This window comes from Isoptericola sp. Y581 (assembly GCF_059445475.1).
In genome coordinates this window covers 39187-54891 of the sequence record NZ_JCAIUK010000006.1, presented here as the reverse complement: position 1 = coordinate 54891, position 15705 = coordinate 39187, and the positions used below count along the sequence as shown (strand labels likewise).

The following is a 15705-nucleotide window of genomic DNA, read 5'->3' as shown; positions in this document are numbered from 1 at the left end:
GCTCGACCGGTGGCCTACTCCGCCGGGCCGGGTGCGGTCCACGCGCCGTCGACGACGGACGTGGCGACCGGCCGGACCTCGACAGAGCCGTAGGAGGCGCCGGGGCACTTCTCCGCCCAGGCGATGGCGGCGTCGGCGTCCGGGACGTCGATGACGAAGACGCCCGCCAGCGCCTCCTTGGTCTCGGCGAACGGGCCGTCCTGGATCTGGGTGGCCCCCGTGCGGCGCGTGACGGTGGTGGTCGCGTGCGAGAACTGCAGGATCTCGGCCGCGACGAGCACGCCCGCGCTCACGAGCGCGTCGGCGTACTCGCCGAACAGCCGTTCCATCTCCGCGATGCCCTCGGCCGGGATCTCGCCCGGGCCGGGCTCGGGGTTGTGCAGCAGCAGTGCGTAGCGCATGGTCCCTCTCCTCATCTCTCAAGGTCGTCGATCGTGTACCCCTGTGACGATCGAACGGCTCCCGAATCGTCACCTCGACCCTGAGGTGCCGCCCGGTAGGCTGGGGCCACCGCAGCCGGTCCTCGTCGGGTCCCGACGTGCCGCCCGGCTGCGCCGTTCCCACCCGGCCCCACGAGCCACGTGGCGGCCCGACACCCAGGAGTGATCCCGTGGCAGCACCGTCCCCCAGCGCCAAGCTCGACGCCGTCGTCTCCCTCGCCAAGCGGCGAGGCTTCGTGTTCCAGTCCGGCGAGATCTACGGCGGTACGCGCTCCGCGTGGGACTACGGGCCCCTCGGCGTGGAGCTCAAGGAGAACATCAAGCAGCAGTGGTGGCGCGCGATGACGCGACGCGACGACGTCGTGGGCCTCGACTCCGCCGTCATCCTGCCGACCCCCGTGTGGAAGGCGTCGGGCCACCTCGGCGCGTTCAACGACCCGCTGACGGAGTGCCTCAGCTGTCACAAGCGGTTCCGCGAGGACCACATGATCGAGGAGTTCGAGGAGAAGAAGGGCCGCGCCCCTGAGGGTGGCCTCGCCGAGATCGCCTGCCCCCACTGCGGCACCCGCGGCCAGTGGACGGAGCCGCGCGACTTCAACATGATGCTCAAGACGTACCTCGGTCCGGTCGAGGACGAGTCCGGCCTGCACTACCTGCGGCCGGAGACGGCGCAGGGCATCTTCGTGAACTTCTCCAACGTGGCGACCGCCGCGCGCAAGAAGCCGCCCTTCGGCATCGCGCAGATCGGTAAGTCGTTCCGCAACGAGATCACGCCGGGCAACTTCATCTTCCGCACCCGCGAGTTCGAGCAGATGGAGATGGAGTTCTTCGTCCAGCCCGGTACCGACGCCGAGTGGCACCAGTACTGGATCGACACCCGCATGGCCTGGTACACGGACCTCGGCATCGACGCGGACAACCTGCGCCTGTACGAGCACCCGGCGGACAAGCTCTCGCACTACTCCACCCGCACGGTGGACATCGAGTACCGCTTCGGCTTCACCGGCAGCGAGTGGGGCGAGCTCGAGGGCGTCGCGAACCGCACGGACTTCGACCTCAAGACGCACTCGGAGCACTCGGGCAAGGACCTGTCGTTCTTCGACCAGGCCACGAACGAGCGCTGGCTCCCGTACGTCATCGAGCCGGCCGCGGGCCTGACCCGCTCGCTCATGGCGTTCCTCGTCGAGGCGTACGCCGAGGACGAGGCGCCCAACACGAAGGGCGGCGTCGACAAGCGCACGGTCCTGCGCCTCGACCCGCGCCTCGCGCCCGTCAAGGCCGCCGTCCTGCCGCTGAGCCGCAACGAGGCCCTGTCGCCCAAGGCGCGGGACCTCGCGGCGGAGCTCCGCCGGTCGTGGAACGTCGACTTCGACGACGCCGGCGCGATCGGCCGTCGCTACCGCCGTCAGGACGAGATCGGCACGCCGTTCTGCGTCACGGTCGACTTCGACACGCTCGACGACGACGCCGTCACCATCCGCCACCGCGACACGATGGCGCAGGAGCGGGTCGCCCTCGACAAGGTCACCGGATACCTCGCGGAGCACCTCGCCGCGTTCTGACGCAGATCTTCGGACGCAGGTCTCCGCGGGAGCGACGGCGGTCACCACACGTGTCACCACACGGGTCACCACACCGGGCGCGCCGCGCCGTCGTCTCCCGTGAGCCTGCCGTGCACCACGGCCTCGACCACCGCGATGAGCGCGTCGACGGCCGGGCGGCGCGGCACGGCGCTCGGCTCGAGCAGCACGATCTCGCGCTCGACGAGGTCGCGCAGCGTGCTCGGGTGCAGGTCGCCCGCCGGGCGCAGGGTGCGCATCATCGGGGTGGCGAGCGCCACGCCCAGCCCCTGGGCGACCAGCGCGAGGGTGGTGGACGTGTCGTTGACCTCGTGTGCCGCGCGCGGCTCGAACCCGGCGGAGCGGCACGCGCGGCGGACCGCGGCCCCGTAGTGGGTGGGCATGGGCGGCAGGATCCACGGCACGTCGGCGAGGTCGGCGAGACCGAGCCGGTCGGCCAGGTCCGACGTCGGCGCGGAGACGACGGCGAACCGCTCCGTGCGCAGCGGGCGCAGGGTGGTGCCCGGCACGCGCGGGATCGGGGCGCCGGGGTAGTCGAGGCCGAGGCCGAGGTCGACGTCCCCGCGGCGCACCGCGGCGGCGACGTCGTCGACCGTCAGCTCGTACCCCTCGAGGCTCACCCGGGGGTGTGCGGCGGCCAGGGCCGTGACCAGGCGGGGCAGCATGCTCGCCGCGACGGTGGCGAACGCTCCCACGCGCACGGTGCCGACCGCGTCGCGGGTGGCCGCGCGCGCGGCGTCGACAGCGTCGCGCTGGGCGACCAGCAGCTCCTCCGCCCGCGCGGCGAGCACCGCGCCGGCCTCGGTGAGGGCCACCCCGCGGCCGTGCGGGCGCACCACCTCGGTGCCGAGGTGGCGCGCCAGGAGGGCGAGCTGCTGGGACACCGCCCCGGTCGTGTAGCCCAGGGCGGCCGCGGCCGCCGTCATCGTGCCGTGCTCGGCCAGGGCCTGCAGCGCGCGCAGCGCGGGCCACGGCAGGTCGCGCGAGGACGTCTCCATCTCGGTACCTCAATCCTTCCCTTCGACTCTCCACCGCGGGCGTGCCGGCTGCGACGCCGCCCGCCCGCCTGACTGTATAGAACCTCTGCATGATCGATGGGACCAATCTTCGATGGTCCTGGACGCTCACGCTCGGCACGATGAGAGCGGGCGGCGGGGCGGCCGTCCGGGATCAGCAAGGTCAGCCGAGCGAGGGAGGTCGGGTGCCGGGACGCGCGGAGCCATTGCCGGGGTCTTTGCCGGGGTCGGCGGACGTCGTGGTGGTCGGGGGCGGGGTCATGGGGGCGTCGGTCGCGTTCCATCTGGCCGAGTCCGGCGCCGACGTGCTCCTCGTGGAGTCGGGTGAGCTGGGCCGGGGGAGCTCGGGCAAGCCCATCGGGGGCGTGCGCGCGCAGTTCTCGGACCCGGCCAACGTGGACCTCGGGCGCCGCAGCCTCGAGCTGTACGAGGACTTCCGGCGTCGGCCGGGCGCCGACATCGGGCTCCGGCAGGCCGGCTACCTCTTCGCGCTCCCGACGGACGACGACGTCGAGCTGTTCGGCCGGTCGGTCGCGATGCAGAACGCGCACGGCGTCGGCAGCCGGCTGCTGACCGTCCGCGAAGCGCGTCGTCTCAACCCGTACCTGTCGGCGACGGCGTACGCGGGGGCCGCGTACGCGCCGCGGGACGGGTGGGCGCACCCGGCCGCCGTGGTGGCCGGGTACGTCGACGGCGCGCGCCGGCGGGGCGCCACGGTCGTCACCCGCGCCGCCGTGACCGCCGTCGAATCTCGCGCTGCGCACGAGCCCGACAGGCGACTGACCGTCGTCACCTCCCGAGGCCGGGTCACGACTCCCACGCTCGTGGTGTGCGCCGGCGCCTGGTCGCGCGCCGTCGGCGCGATGGCGGGCGTGGACCTGCCGGTGGACCCGGTGCGGCGGCAGATCGCGCTCACCGCGCCGCTGGAGCGGGTGCCGCCCACGATCCCGTTCACCATCGACTTCGGTACCACGTACTACCTGCACAACGCGGACGCGCGCGGCACGCTGCTGCTCGGCGCGTCCGAGCCGGGTACGCCGGTCGGGTTCGACACCGCGTACGACCCCGGCTGGGAGCCGTACCTGCGGTCCCTCGTGGCGCAGGCCACCCCCGCGCTCGCCGAGGCTCCGTTCATGGGCGGCTGGGCCGGGCTGTACGAGATGACCCCGGACCACGACGCCCTGATCGGCGAGGCCCCCGGCGTCGGCGGCGGCGCGGGAGACGCCCGCGTGCTGTACGCCTGCGGGTTCTCAGGCCACGGGTTCCTGCAGGCGCCCGCTGTGGGCGAGGCCGTCGCCGACCTCTACCTGGGCCGCGCCGGCACGCCCGCCGCGCGGGGCGTGGACGTGTCGGCGTTCGACGCCGGCCGGTTCGGGGCACGGCGGGCGCGCACCGAGGCCAACATCATCTGAGGAAGGAAAGACCGTGAGTGACGCATTCGATTCATTCCACGAACCGTGGCGGCTGCGGGCGGCGTTCGCGCGCTCGCTGTCCGACATGTACGGCCGGGAGGTGCCTGCGTACACGACGCTGCTCGAGGTGTCCCACGAGGTCAACGCCGACGTCGTGCGCGCCCGCGGCGCCGACGCCGAGCGGCTGGGCTCGATCGACCGCGTCACGGCGGAGCGGCACGGCGCCATCCGGGTGGGCACGCCCGCGGAGATCCAGCAGGTGGCCCGGATCTTCGGCGCGATGGGGATGCACCCCGTGGGCTTCTACGACCTGCGCGACGCGTCGACGTCGTCCGTGCCGGTGATCTCCACGGCATTCCGGCCCGTGGACCGCGCCGAGCTGGCCCGCAACCCGTTCCGCGTCTTCACGTCGATGCTCGTGCCCGGGGACCGGCGGTTCTTCAGCGCGGACCTGCAGGCGCGACTCGAGACCTTCCTCCAGAGGAGGTCCCTCTTCGGGCCCGAGCTGCTGGCGCTCGCGGACCGCGCGGAGGCGGACGGAGGCCTGACCGACGACGACGCCGCGACGTTCCTGCGACTGGCCACCGAGGCGTTCGAGCTGTCGCACGAGCCCGTCGACCAGGCGTGGTACCGCGAGCTGGAGGCCGTCTCGGCCGTGGCGGCCGACATCGGCGGCGTCGCGTCCACGCACATCAACCACCTCACGCCGCGCGTGCTCGACATCGACGACCTGTACGCCCGGATGGAGGCGCGCGGCATCACGATGATCGACGCCATCCAGGGCCCGCCGCGGTGGGAGGGGCCGGACGTGCTGCTGCGGCAGACGTCGTTCCGGGCCCTCGCCGAGCCCCGCACGTTCCGCACCCCGGACGGCCAGGTGGTGCAGGACGCGTTGCGCGTGCGCTTCGGCGAGGTCGAGGCGCGCGGCATCGCGCTCACCCCCCAGGGCCGGGCGCGCTACGACGCCGCCATCGCGGCGGGCACAACTCCGGAGGTCTGGCGCGAGACGTTCCCCGCCACGGAGGAGGGCCTTGTCGAGCAGGGGCTGGGCTACTTCACCTACGACGTCGACCCGTCGGTCGAGCCTGTCGAGACCACGTCCGGCCGGACCCCTACCGTGCGCCGCGAGCCGATCGTCTACGAGGACTTCCTGCCCCGCTCCGCGGCGGGCATCTTCCAGTCCAACCTCACCGAGGAGGGCTCCAAGGACGCCACGCAGGCGGGCGCGGAGCGCGACGCGGACTGGATGTCCGGCGCCGTCGGGCGCGAGCTGTTCGACCCCTTCGACCTGTACGCCGCCCAGGTGGAGGCGTCGCGCGACCGCGCGGCGAGCCGCCTCGGCGTCGACCCCCACCACCTCGAGCGATCCTCGACCGACCAGGGAGCCCAGGCATGACCACCCAGACCACCACCCCGCTCACCACCGACCTGCGCGACGCGGCCTTCGCCGCGCTGCGACGGATCTCGCCGGTTGAGCTTGCCGAAACCATCTCGCTGGTTGAGCCCGTCGAAACCATCTCGCTGGTTGAGCCCGTCGAAACCCGGGTCTCGACAGGCTCGACCAGCGGGGTCTCGACCCTTCGACAGGCTCAGGACGGCGCAAGCTCAACCATCGATGTCGTCTCGCCGCTGTCGGGGGAGGCGCTGCTCACCCTGCCGGAGGCGGACGCGGCCGACGTCGACGCGGCGATCACCGCGGCCGCCGCCGCGTTCCGCACCTGGAAGTCCGTCCCCGGGCCCGTCCGCGGCGCCGTCGTGCGGCGCCTCGGCGAGCTGCTCACCGAGCACAAGGCGGACCTGGCCGAGCTGGTGACGATCGAGGCCGGGAAGATCACCTCCGAGGCGCTCGGTGAGGTGCAGGAGATGATCGACGTCTGCGACTACGCCGTCGGGCTGTCCCGGTCCCTGGGCGGGCGTACGATGCCGTCCGAGCGGCCCGGCCACCGGCTCATGGAGCAGTGGCACCCGATCGGCGTGGTCGGCGTGGTGAGCGCGTTCAACTTCCCCGTCGCGGTGTGGTCCTGGAACACGGCCGTGGCCCTGGTGTGCGGGGACACCGTGGTGTGGAAGCCGAGCGAGAAGACGCCGCTGAGCGCGCTCGCCTCGAACGCGCTGCTGCGCCGCGCGCTGATGGAGGCGGGTTTCCCGGAGACGGTGAGCACCGTCGTCGTGGGCGGGCGCGAGGCGGGGGAGGCGCTCGTCGCGGACCGCCGCGTGGCGCTGCTCTCGGCCACCGGGTCCGAGCGCATGGGGCAGCAGGTGGCACCGGCCGTCGCCGCGCGGGGCGGGCGGTACCTGCTGGAGCTCGGCGGCAACAACGCCGCGATCGTCGCGCCGTCGGCGGACCTGGACCTCGCCGTGCGCGGCATCGTGTTCGCGGCCGTCGGCACGGCCGGGCAGCGGTGCACGTCCATGCGCCGGCTGATCGTGCACTCGTCCATCGTCGACGACGTGGTGGCCCGCCTTGAGCGGGCCTACGCGGGGCTGCCGATCGGCGACCCGCGTGCCGGCGGCACGCTCGTCGGCCCGCTGACCGACGCCGCCGCGAGCGAGCGCATGCGCGCCGCGCTGGACGAGGCACGCGCGGACGGCGGCACCGTCGTCGTCGGGGGAGAGGCGGTCGAGGTCGACGGCGCGCCCGGCGCCGCGTACGTGTCGCCGGCGCTGGTGCGGATGCCGGGCCAGACCGACGTGGTGCGGCGCGAGACGTTCGCCCCGATCCTCTACGTCCTCACCTACGAGACGCTGGACGAGGCGATCGCCCTGCACAACGACGTCCCGCAGGGCCTGAGCAGCGCCATCTTCACGCTCGACGTGCGCGAGGCCGAGACGTTCCTGTCGGAGGTCGGGTCCGACTGCGGCATCGTCAACGTCAACATCGGCACCTCGGGCGCCGAGATCGGCGGCGCGTTCGGCGGCGAGAAGTCCACCGGCGGCGGTCGCGAGTCCGGCTCCGACGCGTGGAAGCAGTACATGCGGCGCGCCACCAACACGGTGAACTACTCGACCGAGCTGCCTCTCGCGCAGGGGGTCAGCTTCGGCTGAGCGTTGTCGCCGGTCGAGCCTGTCGAGGCCCTCGGGCTTGGTCTCGACCCTTCGACAGGCTCAGGACGGCGCAGGCTCGACCGACGTGGCCATGACAGATGTCATGCGAGGGTCGTGACAGGCGGCCCTGCTGGTCAGCGGCCTGGACCGCCAGGATCGAGACATGACCTCGACAACCACACCCACCCCCGCGCTGAGCCTGCGCGGGCTGCGCAAGGAGTTCCCTTCGCCGTCCGGCCCCGTGCGCGCGGTCGACGGCATCGACCTGGAGATCGCGCCCGGCGAGGTGGTCGCCTTCCTCGGCCCCAACGGCGCCGGCAAGACCAGCACCATCGACATGGTGCTCGGCCTGAGCACTCCGACGTCCGGGAGCGTGCAGGTGTTCGGCACCGACCCCGCCGCCGCGATCGCCGCCGGCCGGGTCGCGGCCGTCATGCAGACGGGCGGGCTGCTGCGCGACATCACGGTCGCCGAGACCGTCTCCCTCACCGCGGCGCTCTTCGGCAAGACCGGCTCCCCGGCGCCCTACCTCGAGCGCGCGGGCATCGCCGAGCTCGCCGACCGCATGGTCGGCAAGTGCTCCGGCGGCCAGCAGCAGCGGCTCCGGTTCGCGATGGCGCTGGTCTCCGAGCCCGACCTGCTCCTGCTCGACGAGCCCACCACGGGCATGGACGTCGAGGGCCGCCGCGAGTTCTGGGCGGCCATCCGCGCCGACGCCGCCGCCGGCCGCACGGTCGTCTTCGCCACCCACTACCTGGAGGAGGCCGACGCGTACGCGGACCGCGTCGTGCTGGTCAGCCAGGGCCGCGTCGTCGCGGACGGCTCCACGGCCGAGGTGAAGAGCCTCGCGTCCGGGCGCACCGTCAGCGCGCGCCTCGACGACGACGAGCGCGCCGATGTCGCGGCCTGCCTGCGCGACATGCCGGCCGTGGACGCCATCGACCACCGCGGCTCGCGGCTCGTCGTACGGACGGCCGACTCCGACCTCGTCGCCCGCTATCTGCTCACGCAGACCGCCGCGAGCGACCTCGAGGTCGCCTCCGACAACCTCGAGGACGCCTTCGTCGCCCTCACCACCGCCGCACCGACGACCACGGACGGAGCTCTCCGATGAGCACCCTGACCACGACGCCCACCCCCTCCCGCACGGCGGGCCCCAGGCCCCGCATCCGGCCCGCGACGGCGGTGCGCATCTACCTCGGGGTCGAGCTGCGCCGCTCGCTGCGCAACCGGCGCTCCCTCATCTTCTCGATGGTGATGCCGCCCGTCTTCTTCCTCATCTTCGGGCTGCAGGGCGACTACGCGAACCAGAGCGCGGGCAACGGCAACGTCACCGCGTGGATCGCCGTCTCGATGGCGCTCTACGGGGGGATGGTCACCGCGACCGGCGGCGGGGCGAGCGTGTCGGTGGAGCGCGGCCAGGGCTGGACCCGCCAGCTGCGGCTGACGCCGCTGCGGCCCGCCGTCTACGTGGGCGTGAAGCTCGCGGCCGCGATGGCGCTGGGCGCCGTCTCGGTGGCGGTCACGCTGGTGGTGGCCGCCGTGGCCGGGGCGCAGATGCCGGCCAGCGCCTGGATCCTGTGCTCGGTGCTCGCCTGGGCGGGCTCCCTCGTCTTCGCCGCGTTCGGGCTGTTCGTGGGCTACCTGCTGCCCGCCGAGAATGTCATGCAGATCCTCGGGCCGGTGCTCGCGCTCCTGTCGTTCGGCGGCGGGCTGTTCATGCCCCTCGGCGACGGCTGGTGGGCAGGCGTGGCGCAGTTCTTCCCGACGTACGGCCTGGCCGAGCTGGTGCACGCACCCCTGGGCGGCGACCTCGGCGTCGCGGCCGTGGTGAACGTGGTGGCGTGGGCCGCCGTCTTCTCGGTCGGCGCGGCATGGCGGTTCCGCAAGGACACGGCGCGGGCGTGAGCGTCGGTGTACCGGCACCCGTCGGATCACATGGCACGGTGGGGGACGTGAACTCCACGTCCCCCGCCCCGCTCGGCGGGATCCCGCGCGTCGGCCCGGTCCTCGCGATCATCTGGGTGGTCTTCCTCGTCGAGCCGTTCCAGGCGTCCCTCGACGCGCCCACCGCGACGCTGCGCGTGGTCGGTGTCCTGGGCGTGCTCGGGGTCGCAGGGATCTTCGCCATGACGTTCCTGGGGTTCCGGCGGCGCCCCGCGTTGCGCCCGCGCACTGCGGCGCTCCTCCTGACCGCGCAGTGCGCGTGCGTGGCGCTGTCCTGCCTGGCCGCGCACCAGCACGGGCTCGTGGGGCTCGTCTTCGTGTGCGTCACGGGCATCTACCTCCTGAGCGGGCGGGCCGCGCTGGTGCTCGTCGGGGGCAGCATCGTCGTGATGGTCGTGCTGCCGCGCCTCGTGCCCGGCTGGCAGACCGAGGACGGCAACGTCGTCGGCGCCCTGCTCGCCAGCGCCGCTGTGTACGGGTTCACGCAGGTCATCGAACGCAACCGGCGGCTGCGCGAGGCGCAGCAGGAGGTCGCCGACCTCGCCGTTGCCCGGGAGCGCGAACGCATCGCCCGCGACATTCACGACGTGCTCGGGCACTCACTCACGGTGATCTCCGTCAAGGCGGAGCTGGCCGCCAAGCTGCTGCGGGCGGACGCCGCCCCGCTGCCGGAGGGGTCGCCGGGGGCACGGGCGGTCACCGAGGTCAGCGACATCCAGGACCTCGCCCGCGGGGCGCTCGCGGACGTGCGGGGCATGGTGGCCGGGTCCAGGCAGGTGACGCTGGCCGGCGAGCTGGCGGCCGCCCGCTCCGCGCTGGACGCCGCGGGGATGGCGGCCGACCTGCCGGGCGCCGTGGACGTCGTCCGGGCCGACCGGCGCGAGCTGTTCGCCTGGGTGCTGCGCGAGGGCACCACCAACGTGCTGCGGCACTCGGGCGCCTCGCGCGTGGCGGTGACGGTGGAGGCCGACGGCCTCGTCGTGGACGACGACGGGTCCGGCGCGGACCCCGGCGAGCGCAGCGGGGGCAACGGGCTCACCGGGCTGACGGCCCGCGCCCGCGCCGCCGGCGCGGTGCTGGAGACCGGGCCGAGCCCGCTCGGGGGCTTCCGGCTCGCGGTCACCGTGCGGCCGGATGCCGACCGGCCCGCGGCGAGTGCCAGGATCGACGCGTGATCCGACTGCTGCTGGCCGACGACCAGGCCCTCGTGCGCGGCGCGCTCGCCGCGTTGCTCGACCTCGAGCCCGACCTGGAGGTCGTGGCCCAGGTGGGCCGCGGGGACGCGGTGCTCGACGCCGCCCGGGCGTCCGCGGCCGACGTCGCCCTTCTCGACGTGGAGATGCCCGGCATGGACGGCATCGCCGCCGCGGCGGCGCTGCGGGAGGCGCTGCCCTCCTGCCGCACCCTGGTCGTCACGACCTTCGGGCGCCCGGGCTATCTGCGCCGGGCCCTGGACGCCGGGGCGAGCGGCTTCGTGGTCAAGGACACCCCCGCCGAGCAGCTCGCCGACGCAGTGCGCCGCGTGCACGCCGGGCTGCGCGCCGTCGACCCCGACCTGGCAGTGGCGTCGCTCACCGTGGGCGCGAGCCCGCTGACCGAGCGCGAACGGCACGTGCTGGCCCTCGCCGCGGCCGGCGGCACGGTCGCGCAGGTCGCGGCCGAGGCGTTCCTGTCCGAGGGCACGGTGCGCAACTACCTGTCGGCGGCGATCGGCAAGACGGGCGCCCGGACCCGCGCCGAGGCGGTGCGCATCGCGCAGGAGAACGGCTGGCTGTAGCGGTCCCCGACGTTTGCGACAATGGGGGACGTGACTTCCACCCTCGATTCCGTCAGCACGTCGGCGCCCGGCGCTCCCGGCCCTCGCGACGATGCCGCTGCGCGCGTGCTCCCGCCGCTGCAGATCGGGCCGATCACCGTGGACACCCCGGTGGTGCTGGCGCCGATGGCGGGCGTCACCAACCGCGCCTTCCGCACGCTGTGCCGCGAGGCCGGCGCGTCGCAGGGCTTCGACCCCGGGCTCTACGTGGCCGAGATGGTCACGAGCCGCGCGCTCGTGGAGCGCAACGTCGAGTCGCTGCGCATCGTGACGTTCGGCGACGACGAGACCCCGCGGTCCGCGCAGGTGTACGGCGTCGACCCGGCCACGGTCGGCGCCGCGGTGTCGATCATCGCGGGGGAGGACCGCGCCGACCACGTCGACCTCAACTTCGGCTGCCCGGTGCCCAAGGTCACGCGCAAGGGCGGCGGCTCGGCCCTGCCGTGGAAGCGCCAGCTCTTCACCGACATCGTGCGCGCCGCGGTTGAGGCCGCCGAGCCGCACGGCGTGCCCGTGACCGTCAAGATGCGCAAGGGCATCGACGACGACCACCTCACCTACCTCGAGGCGGGCCGCATCGCGGAGTCCCTCGGCGTGGCCGCCGTCGCGCTGCACGCGCGCACCGCCGCCGACTACTACTCGGGAACCGCCGACTGGACCGCGATCGCGCGGCTCAAGGAGGAGGTGCGCAGCGTGCCGGTGCTCGGCAACGGCGACATCTGGTCGGCCGAGGACGCGCTCCGCATGGTCCGCGAGACCGGGGTGGACGGCGTCGTCGTCGGACGCGGGTGCCAGGGTCGGCCGTGGCTGTTCGCCGACCTCGCCGCCGCGTTCCACGGCTCCGACGCGCGCGTGCGCCCCGGGCTGCGCGAGGTCACCGACATGATCTACCGCCACGGCCAGCTGATGATCGACTACTACTACGACGGCGACGAGGGCAAGGGCATGCGCGACCTGCGCAAGCACATGGCCTGGTACCTCAAGGGCTATGCGGCCGGGGGAGACTCGCGGCGCGCGCTGGCGATGGTCTCGACGCTCGCCGAGCTGCGCGAGCACCTGGACTCCCTCGACCTGACGCTGGGCTACCCGGGCGAGGACGCCGAGGGCCCGCGCGGCCGGGCCGGGTCGCCCAAGCAGCCGCACCTGCCCTACGGGTGGCTGGACTCACGCGACCTCAATGCGGAGTTCGAGGCGAAGCTGCGCGAGGCCGAGCTGAGCGTCAGCGGCGGCTGACCGCACATCGCTGGTTGAGCTTGTCGAAACCACGTTCCGGGTTTCGACAGGCTCTACCAGCGAAGGGTTTCGACAGGCTCAACCAACGAACGGTTTCGACGGGCTCAACCAACGAACGGTTTCGACGGGCTCAACCAGCGAAGGGTGCCGTCAGGCGCGGAGCCAGACCGTCGTGTCCGCGGGGACGCGCACCTGCGGGTCGGACGACCGGTCGCTGAAGGTCGGGCCGGACGCGAGCAGCACCTCGGCGCCCCGCGGCAGCACGACGGGCCGCGTGCCCAGGTTCGCCAGCACGACGACGTCCTGGTTGCGCAGCGCGATGACGTCGTCGGAGGCAGCGAACGACTCGATCCAGGCGAGCCCGCCGTGGCCCAGGCCCTCGGCCCGGCGAAGCGCGAGCGCGGCGCGGTACGTCTCGAACGTCGACCCCGCGACGCCGTACTGCACGTCCGCGGCGTAGCGCGCGAACGAGTCGGGCTGCGGCAGCCAGGGCTCGCCCGCGGGCCCGAAGCCGAAGCCGGGCTCGCCGGCCGACCACGGCAGCGGCACGCGGCAGCCGTCGCGACCCGCCTCGGCGCCCCCGGTCCGGAAGAACGCCGGATCCTGTCGCACGTCGGCGGACAGCGCCGTGTGCTCCGGCAGCCCGAGCTCCTCGCCCTGGTACAGGTACGCGGACCCGGGCATCCCGAGCATCAGCAGGCTCGCGGCGCGGGCTCGGCGCAGGCCCAGCTCCTCGTCGGGCTGCGGGTCGGTGGCGAAGACGCCGTTCGGCCGCACCGACGGGTCCGCCGAGCCCAGCCGCGAGGCGTGCCGCACCACGTCGTGGTTGGACAGCACCCAGGTGGTCGGGGCGCCGACCACGTCGTTCGCCCGGTACGACGCCGCGATGACGGTGCGCAGGGCGGGGGCGTCCCAGCCCGTGGTGAGGAACGAGAAGTTGAACGCCTGGTGCATCTCGTCGGGGCGCACGTAGCGCGCCAGCCGGGACAGCGGCTCCACCCACGCCTCGGCGACCAGGGCCCGGTCGCCGTCGTACTCCGCGAGCACGCGGTGCCAGGCGCGGTACACCTCGTGCACGCCGTCCTGGTCGAACATCGGGCCCTGGTTGCCCGCGCCGGTGGAGCCGTCCTCGGGCGCACCGGGCTCGACATCACCGGGCTCGACATCACCGGGCACGCCGTCCGCCTGCTCGTCGCTGCTGCCCGTGACCATCTCGACGTGGCCGTCCCAGTCGGGCAGGCCCTCGGCCTTGATCAGCCCGTGCGCGACGTCGACGCGGAACCCGTCGACGCCCCGGTCGAGCCAGAAGCGCAGCACCTGCTCGAACTCGGCGCGCACCTCGGGGTTCTCCCAGTCGAGGTCGGGCTGGGTGGAGTCGAAGAGGTGCAGGTACCACTGGCCGGGGGTGCCGTCGGGCGCGGTGAGTCGCGTCCAGGCCGGGCCGCCGAAGATGGACTGCCAGTTGTTCGGCGCCTCGTCGCCGGCGGGGCCGCGGCCGTCGCGGAAGACGTACCGGGCGCGCTCGGGCGAGCCGGGGGCGGCGGCGAGCGCCTCCTGGAACCACGCATGTTGGTCCGACGTGTGGTTGGGCACGAGGTCGACGATGACGCGCATGCCGCGCGCGTGGGCGCCGGCGAGCATGTCGTCGAAGTCGGCCAGGGTGCCGAACAGCGGGTCGACGTCGCGGTAGTCGGCCACGTCGTAGCCGGCGTCCTTCTGCGGCGAGCGGTAGAAGGGCGAGAGCCACACCGCGTCGACGCCGAGCGTCCGGAGGTGGTCGAGCCTCGACGTGATGCCCGGGATGTCGCCGATCCCGTCGCCGTTGCCGTCGGCGAAAGAGCGCGGGTAGACCTGGTAGATCACGGCGTCCCGCCACCACTGCCGGGCGGTGTCGCTCCCGGCGTGCACGACGGCGCCCGCACGCAGCGGATCGGCGCCTGCAGGCGCCCCCTCTGCGGTCGTGGCGGGGGTGTACGGCTGGGTGGACGTCATCGCTGGCTTCCTCACCTTGCTGGGGACACCGTGTCCGGGCCCTGGTCGGTCGGCACGAGGCGCAGGAGTGCCACGTGGGTACGGCCATCGAGTGTAAGCCTTGCTGCAACGGTTACAGAAAAACCTGATCGCCGGACGCGGATCAGTCCCGCGGGACGGCCCCCGTCGAGCCGCGGACGACGAGCTCCGGGGCGAAGAGCAGCTCGGTGCGCGGGGCGCGCTCGCCCTGGATCTCGGTGAGCAGCGCGCTCACGGTGGCGCGGGCCATCGCCTCGACCGGCTGGCGCACCGTGGTCAGCGGTGGGTCCGTGAAGGCGATCAGCGGCGCGTCGTCGTAGCCCACGATCGACACGTCGTCAGGCACCCGCAGGCCCCGCGACCGCGCCGCGCGCACGGCGCCGAGCGCCATCAGGTCCGACGCGCAGACGATCGCCGTGTGCCCGGTCTCGAGGAGCTCGGCGGCCGCGGCCTGCCCGCCCTCGAGCGTGTACAGGCTCGAGCGCACCTGCTCGCGCGCGGCGGCCTCGTCGTCGGCGAGCCCGCACCGCACCAGGGCCGCGACGAAGGCGTCGAGCTTGCGGCGGGACGGGACGTATCGCTCCGGGCCGATCGCGAGGCCGATGCGGCGGTGGCCGAGCGTGACCAGGTGCTGCACCGCGACGTCGACGCTCGCGGCGTCGTCGGGGGAGACGAAGGGCGCGTCGATCCCCGGCGCGTAGCCGTTCACGAGGACGATCGGCACGCCCTGGCTCCGCAGCATCCCGTAGCGGGTGTGGTCCGCGCGGGTGTCGGCGTGCAGGCCGGAGACGAAGACGATCCCGTCGACGGAGTGGTCCACGAGCGTGCTGACGTACTCGTCCTCGGTGGTGCCCCCGGGGGCCTGGGTGCACAGGAGCGGGGTATATCCGCGCTGGGCGAGGATCGATTCGATGGCCTGCGCGAACGCGGGGAAGACCGGGTTGGTCAGCTCGGGCACGATGAGGCCCACGAGGCCGGCGGAGCGGCCGCGCAGGGCGGAGGGGCGCTCGTACCCGAGTACGTCGAGGGCCGCGAGCACGGCCTGCCGGGTGGAGCTCGCAACCCCGGGCTTGCCGTTGAGCACGCGTGACACGGTGGCCGTCGACACGCCTGCCTGCTCTGCCAGGTCGCTCAGTCGGGTGCGCACCCGAGGAATCGTAGGGGACACGGGACCTCCTCGTCCTGAGTGGGTCGCCCGGGCGTGGT

Annotated in this window: 13 protein-coding genes; 9 read left to right on the top strand and 4 right to left on the bottom strand. The window is 73.6% G+C overall.

Annotation, left to right across the window (positions count from 1 at the left end; all coding sequences use genetic code 11):
- Positions 1–14 precede the first annotated feature (14 nt).
- Positions 15–401: a YciI family protein gene (locus tag AC1C2W_RS12430; RefSeq protein WP_495389538.1), complete on the bottom strand. Its 387-nt coding sequence runs from the start codon at positions 399–401 to the stop codon at positions 15–17.
- 209 nt (positions 402–610) lie between these two features.
- On the opposite strand from AC1C2W_RS12430, the gene AC1C2W_RS12425 reads away from it, so the two are divergent.
- Positions 611–2002 (top strand): glycine--tRNA ligase, encoded by a 1392-nt coding sequence (locus tag AC1C2W_RS12425; protein ID WP_495413247.1) that lies wholly within the window; start codon positions 611–613, stop codon positions 2000–2002.
- Between the two features lie 65 nt (positions 2003–2067).
- Here AC1C2W_RS12425 and AC1C2W_RS12420 read toward each other — a convergent pair whose 3' ends face one another.
- Positions 2068–3018 carry a LysR family transcriptional regulator gene (locus tag AC1C2W_RS12420; RefSeq protein WP_495413246.1) on the bottom strand — a complete coding sequence of 317 codons (951 nt, stop codon included), beginning with the start codon at positions 3016–3018 and terminating at the stop codon, positions 2068–2070.
- Between the two features lie 257 nt (positions 3019–3275).
- On the opposite strand from AC1C2W_RS12420, the gene AC1C2W_RS12415 reads away from it, so the two are divergent.
- From AC1C2W_RS12415 to dusB, 8 genes are all read left to right on the top strand, one after another.
- Positions 3276–4448: an NAD(P)/FAD-dependent oxidoreductase gene (locus AC1C2W_RS12415; RefSeq protein ID WP_495413245.1), complete on the top strand. Its 1173-nt coding sequence runs from the start codon at positions 3276–3278 to the stop codon at positions 4446–4448.
- A 13-nt stretch (positions 4449–4461) separates the two neighbouring features.
- A complete protein-coding gene (gene hglS, locus AC1C2W_RS12410; protein WP_495413244.1) occupies positions 4462–5844 on the top strand; it encodes a 2-oxoadipate dioxygenase/decarboxylase in 1383 nt (460 codons plus the stop codon).
- Positions 5841–7493, top strand: coding sequence for an L-piperidine-6-carboxylate dehydrogenase (gene amaB, locus AC1C2W_RS12405; RefSeq protein WP_495389533.1), 1653 nt, complete (start codon positions 5841–5843; stop codon positions 7491–7493). Before hglS ends, amaB begins: the two co-directional genes overlap by 4 nt.
- 163 nt (positions 7494–7656) lie before the next feature.
- A complete protein-coding gene (locus tag AC1C2W_RS12400) occupies positions 7657–8607 on the top strand; it encodes an ABC transporter ATP-binding protein (RefSeq protein WP_495413243.1) in 951 nt (316 codons plus the stop codon).
- Positions 8604–9401: an ABC transporter permease gene (locus AC1C2W_RS12395; RefSeq protein WP_495413242.1), complete on the top strand. Its 798-nt coding sequence runs from the start codon at positions 8604–8606 to the stop codon at positions 9399–9401. Before AC1C2W_RS12400 ends, AC1C2W_RS12395 begins: the two co-directional genes overlap by 4 nt.
- A 47-nt stretch (positions 9402–9448) precedes the next feature.
- The gene (locus AC1C2W_RS12390) at positions 9449–10615 is read left to right on the top strand and encodes a sensor histidine kinase (protein WP_495413241.1); all 1167 of its coding nucleotides are present in this window, start codon (positions 9449–9451) and stop codon (positions 10613–10615) included.
- Complete coding sequence (locus AC1C2W_RS12385) at positions 10612–11217, top strand: response regulator transcription factor (protein WP_495389530.1); 606 nt, start codon at positions 10612–10614, stop codon at positions 11215–11217. Before AC1C2W_RS12390 ends, AC1C2W_RS12385 begins: the two co-directional genes overlap by 4 nt.
- 21 nt (positions 11218–11238) lie before the next feature.
- A complete protein-coding gene (gene dusB, locus AC1C2W_RS12380) occupies positions 11239–12489 on the top strand; it encodes a tRNA dihydrouridine synthase DusB (protein WP_495413240.1) in 1251 nt (416 codons plus the stop codon).
- Positions 12490–12639: 150 nt separating this feature from the next.
- Here dusB and AC1C2W_RS12375 read toward each other — a convergent pair whose 3' ends face one another.
- On the bottom strand, positions 12640–14481 hold the full coding sequence (locus tag AC1C2W_RS12375) for a glycoside hydrolase family 13 protein (protein ID WP_495413239.1): 1842 nt from the start codon (positions 14479–14481) through the stop codon (positions 12640–12642).
- 142 nt (positions 14482–14623) lie between these two features.
- The gene (locus AC1C2W_RS12370; protein ID WP_495389527.1) at positions 14624–15646 is read right to left on the bottom strand and encodes a LacI family DNA-binding transcriptional regulator; all 1023 of its coding nucleotides are present in this window, start codon (positions 15644–15646) and stop codon (positions 14624–14626) included.
- Between the last annotated feature and the right edge of the window lie 59 nt (positions 15647–15705).

Bases quoted from the DNA above. Each gene is read 5' to 3' on its own strand.
- AC1C2W_RS12430 (WP_495389538.1), bottom strand. From the start codon at position 401: ATGCGCTACGCACTGCTGCTGCACAACCCCGAGCCCGGCCCGGGCGAG.
- AC1C2W_RS12420 (WP_495413246.1), bottom strand. From the start codon at position 3,018: ATGGAGACGTCCTCGCGCGACCTGCCGTGGCCCGCGCTGCGCGCGCTG.
- amaB (WP_495389533.1), top strand. From the start codon at position 5,841: ATGACCACCCAGACCACCACCCCGCTCACCACCGACCTGCGCGACGCG.
- AC1C2W_RS12400 (WP_495413243.1), top strand. From the start codon at position 7,657: ATGACCTCGACAACCACACCCACCCCCGCGCTGAGCCTGCGCGGGCTG.
- AC1C2W_RS12395 (WP_495413242.1), top strand. From the start codon at position 8,604: ATGAGCACCCTGACCACGACGCCCACCCCCTCCCGCACGGCGGGCCCC.
- dusB (WP_495413240.1), top strand. From the start codon at position 11,239: ATGGGGGACGTGACTTCCACCCTCGATTCCGTCAGCACGTCGGCGCCC.
- AC1C2W_RS12375 (WP_495413239.1), bottom strand. From the start codon at position 14,481: ATGACGTCCACCCAGCCGTACACCCCCGCCACGACCGCAGAGGGGGCG.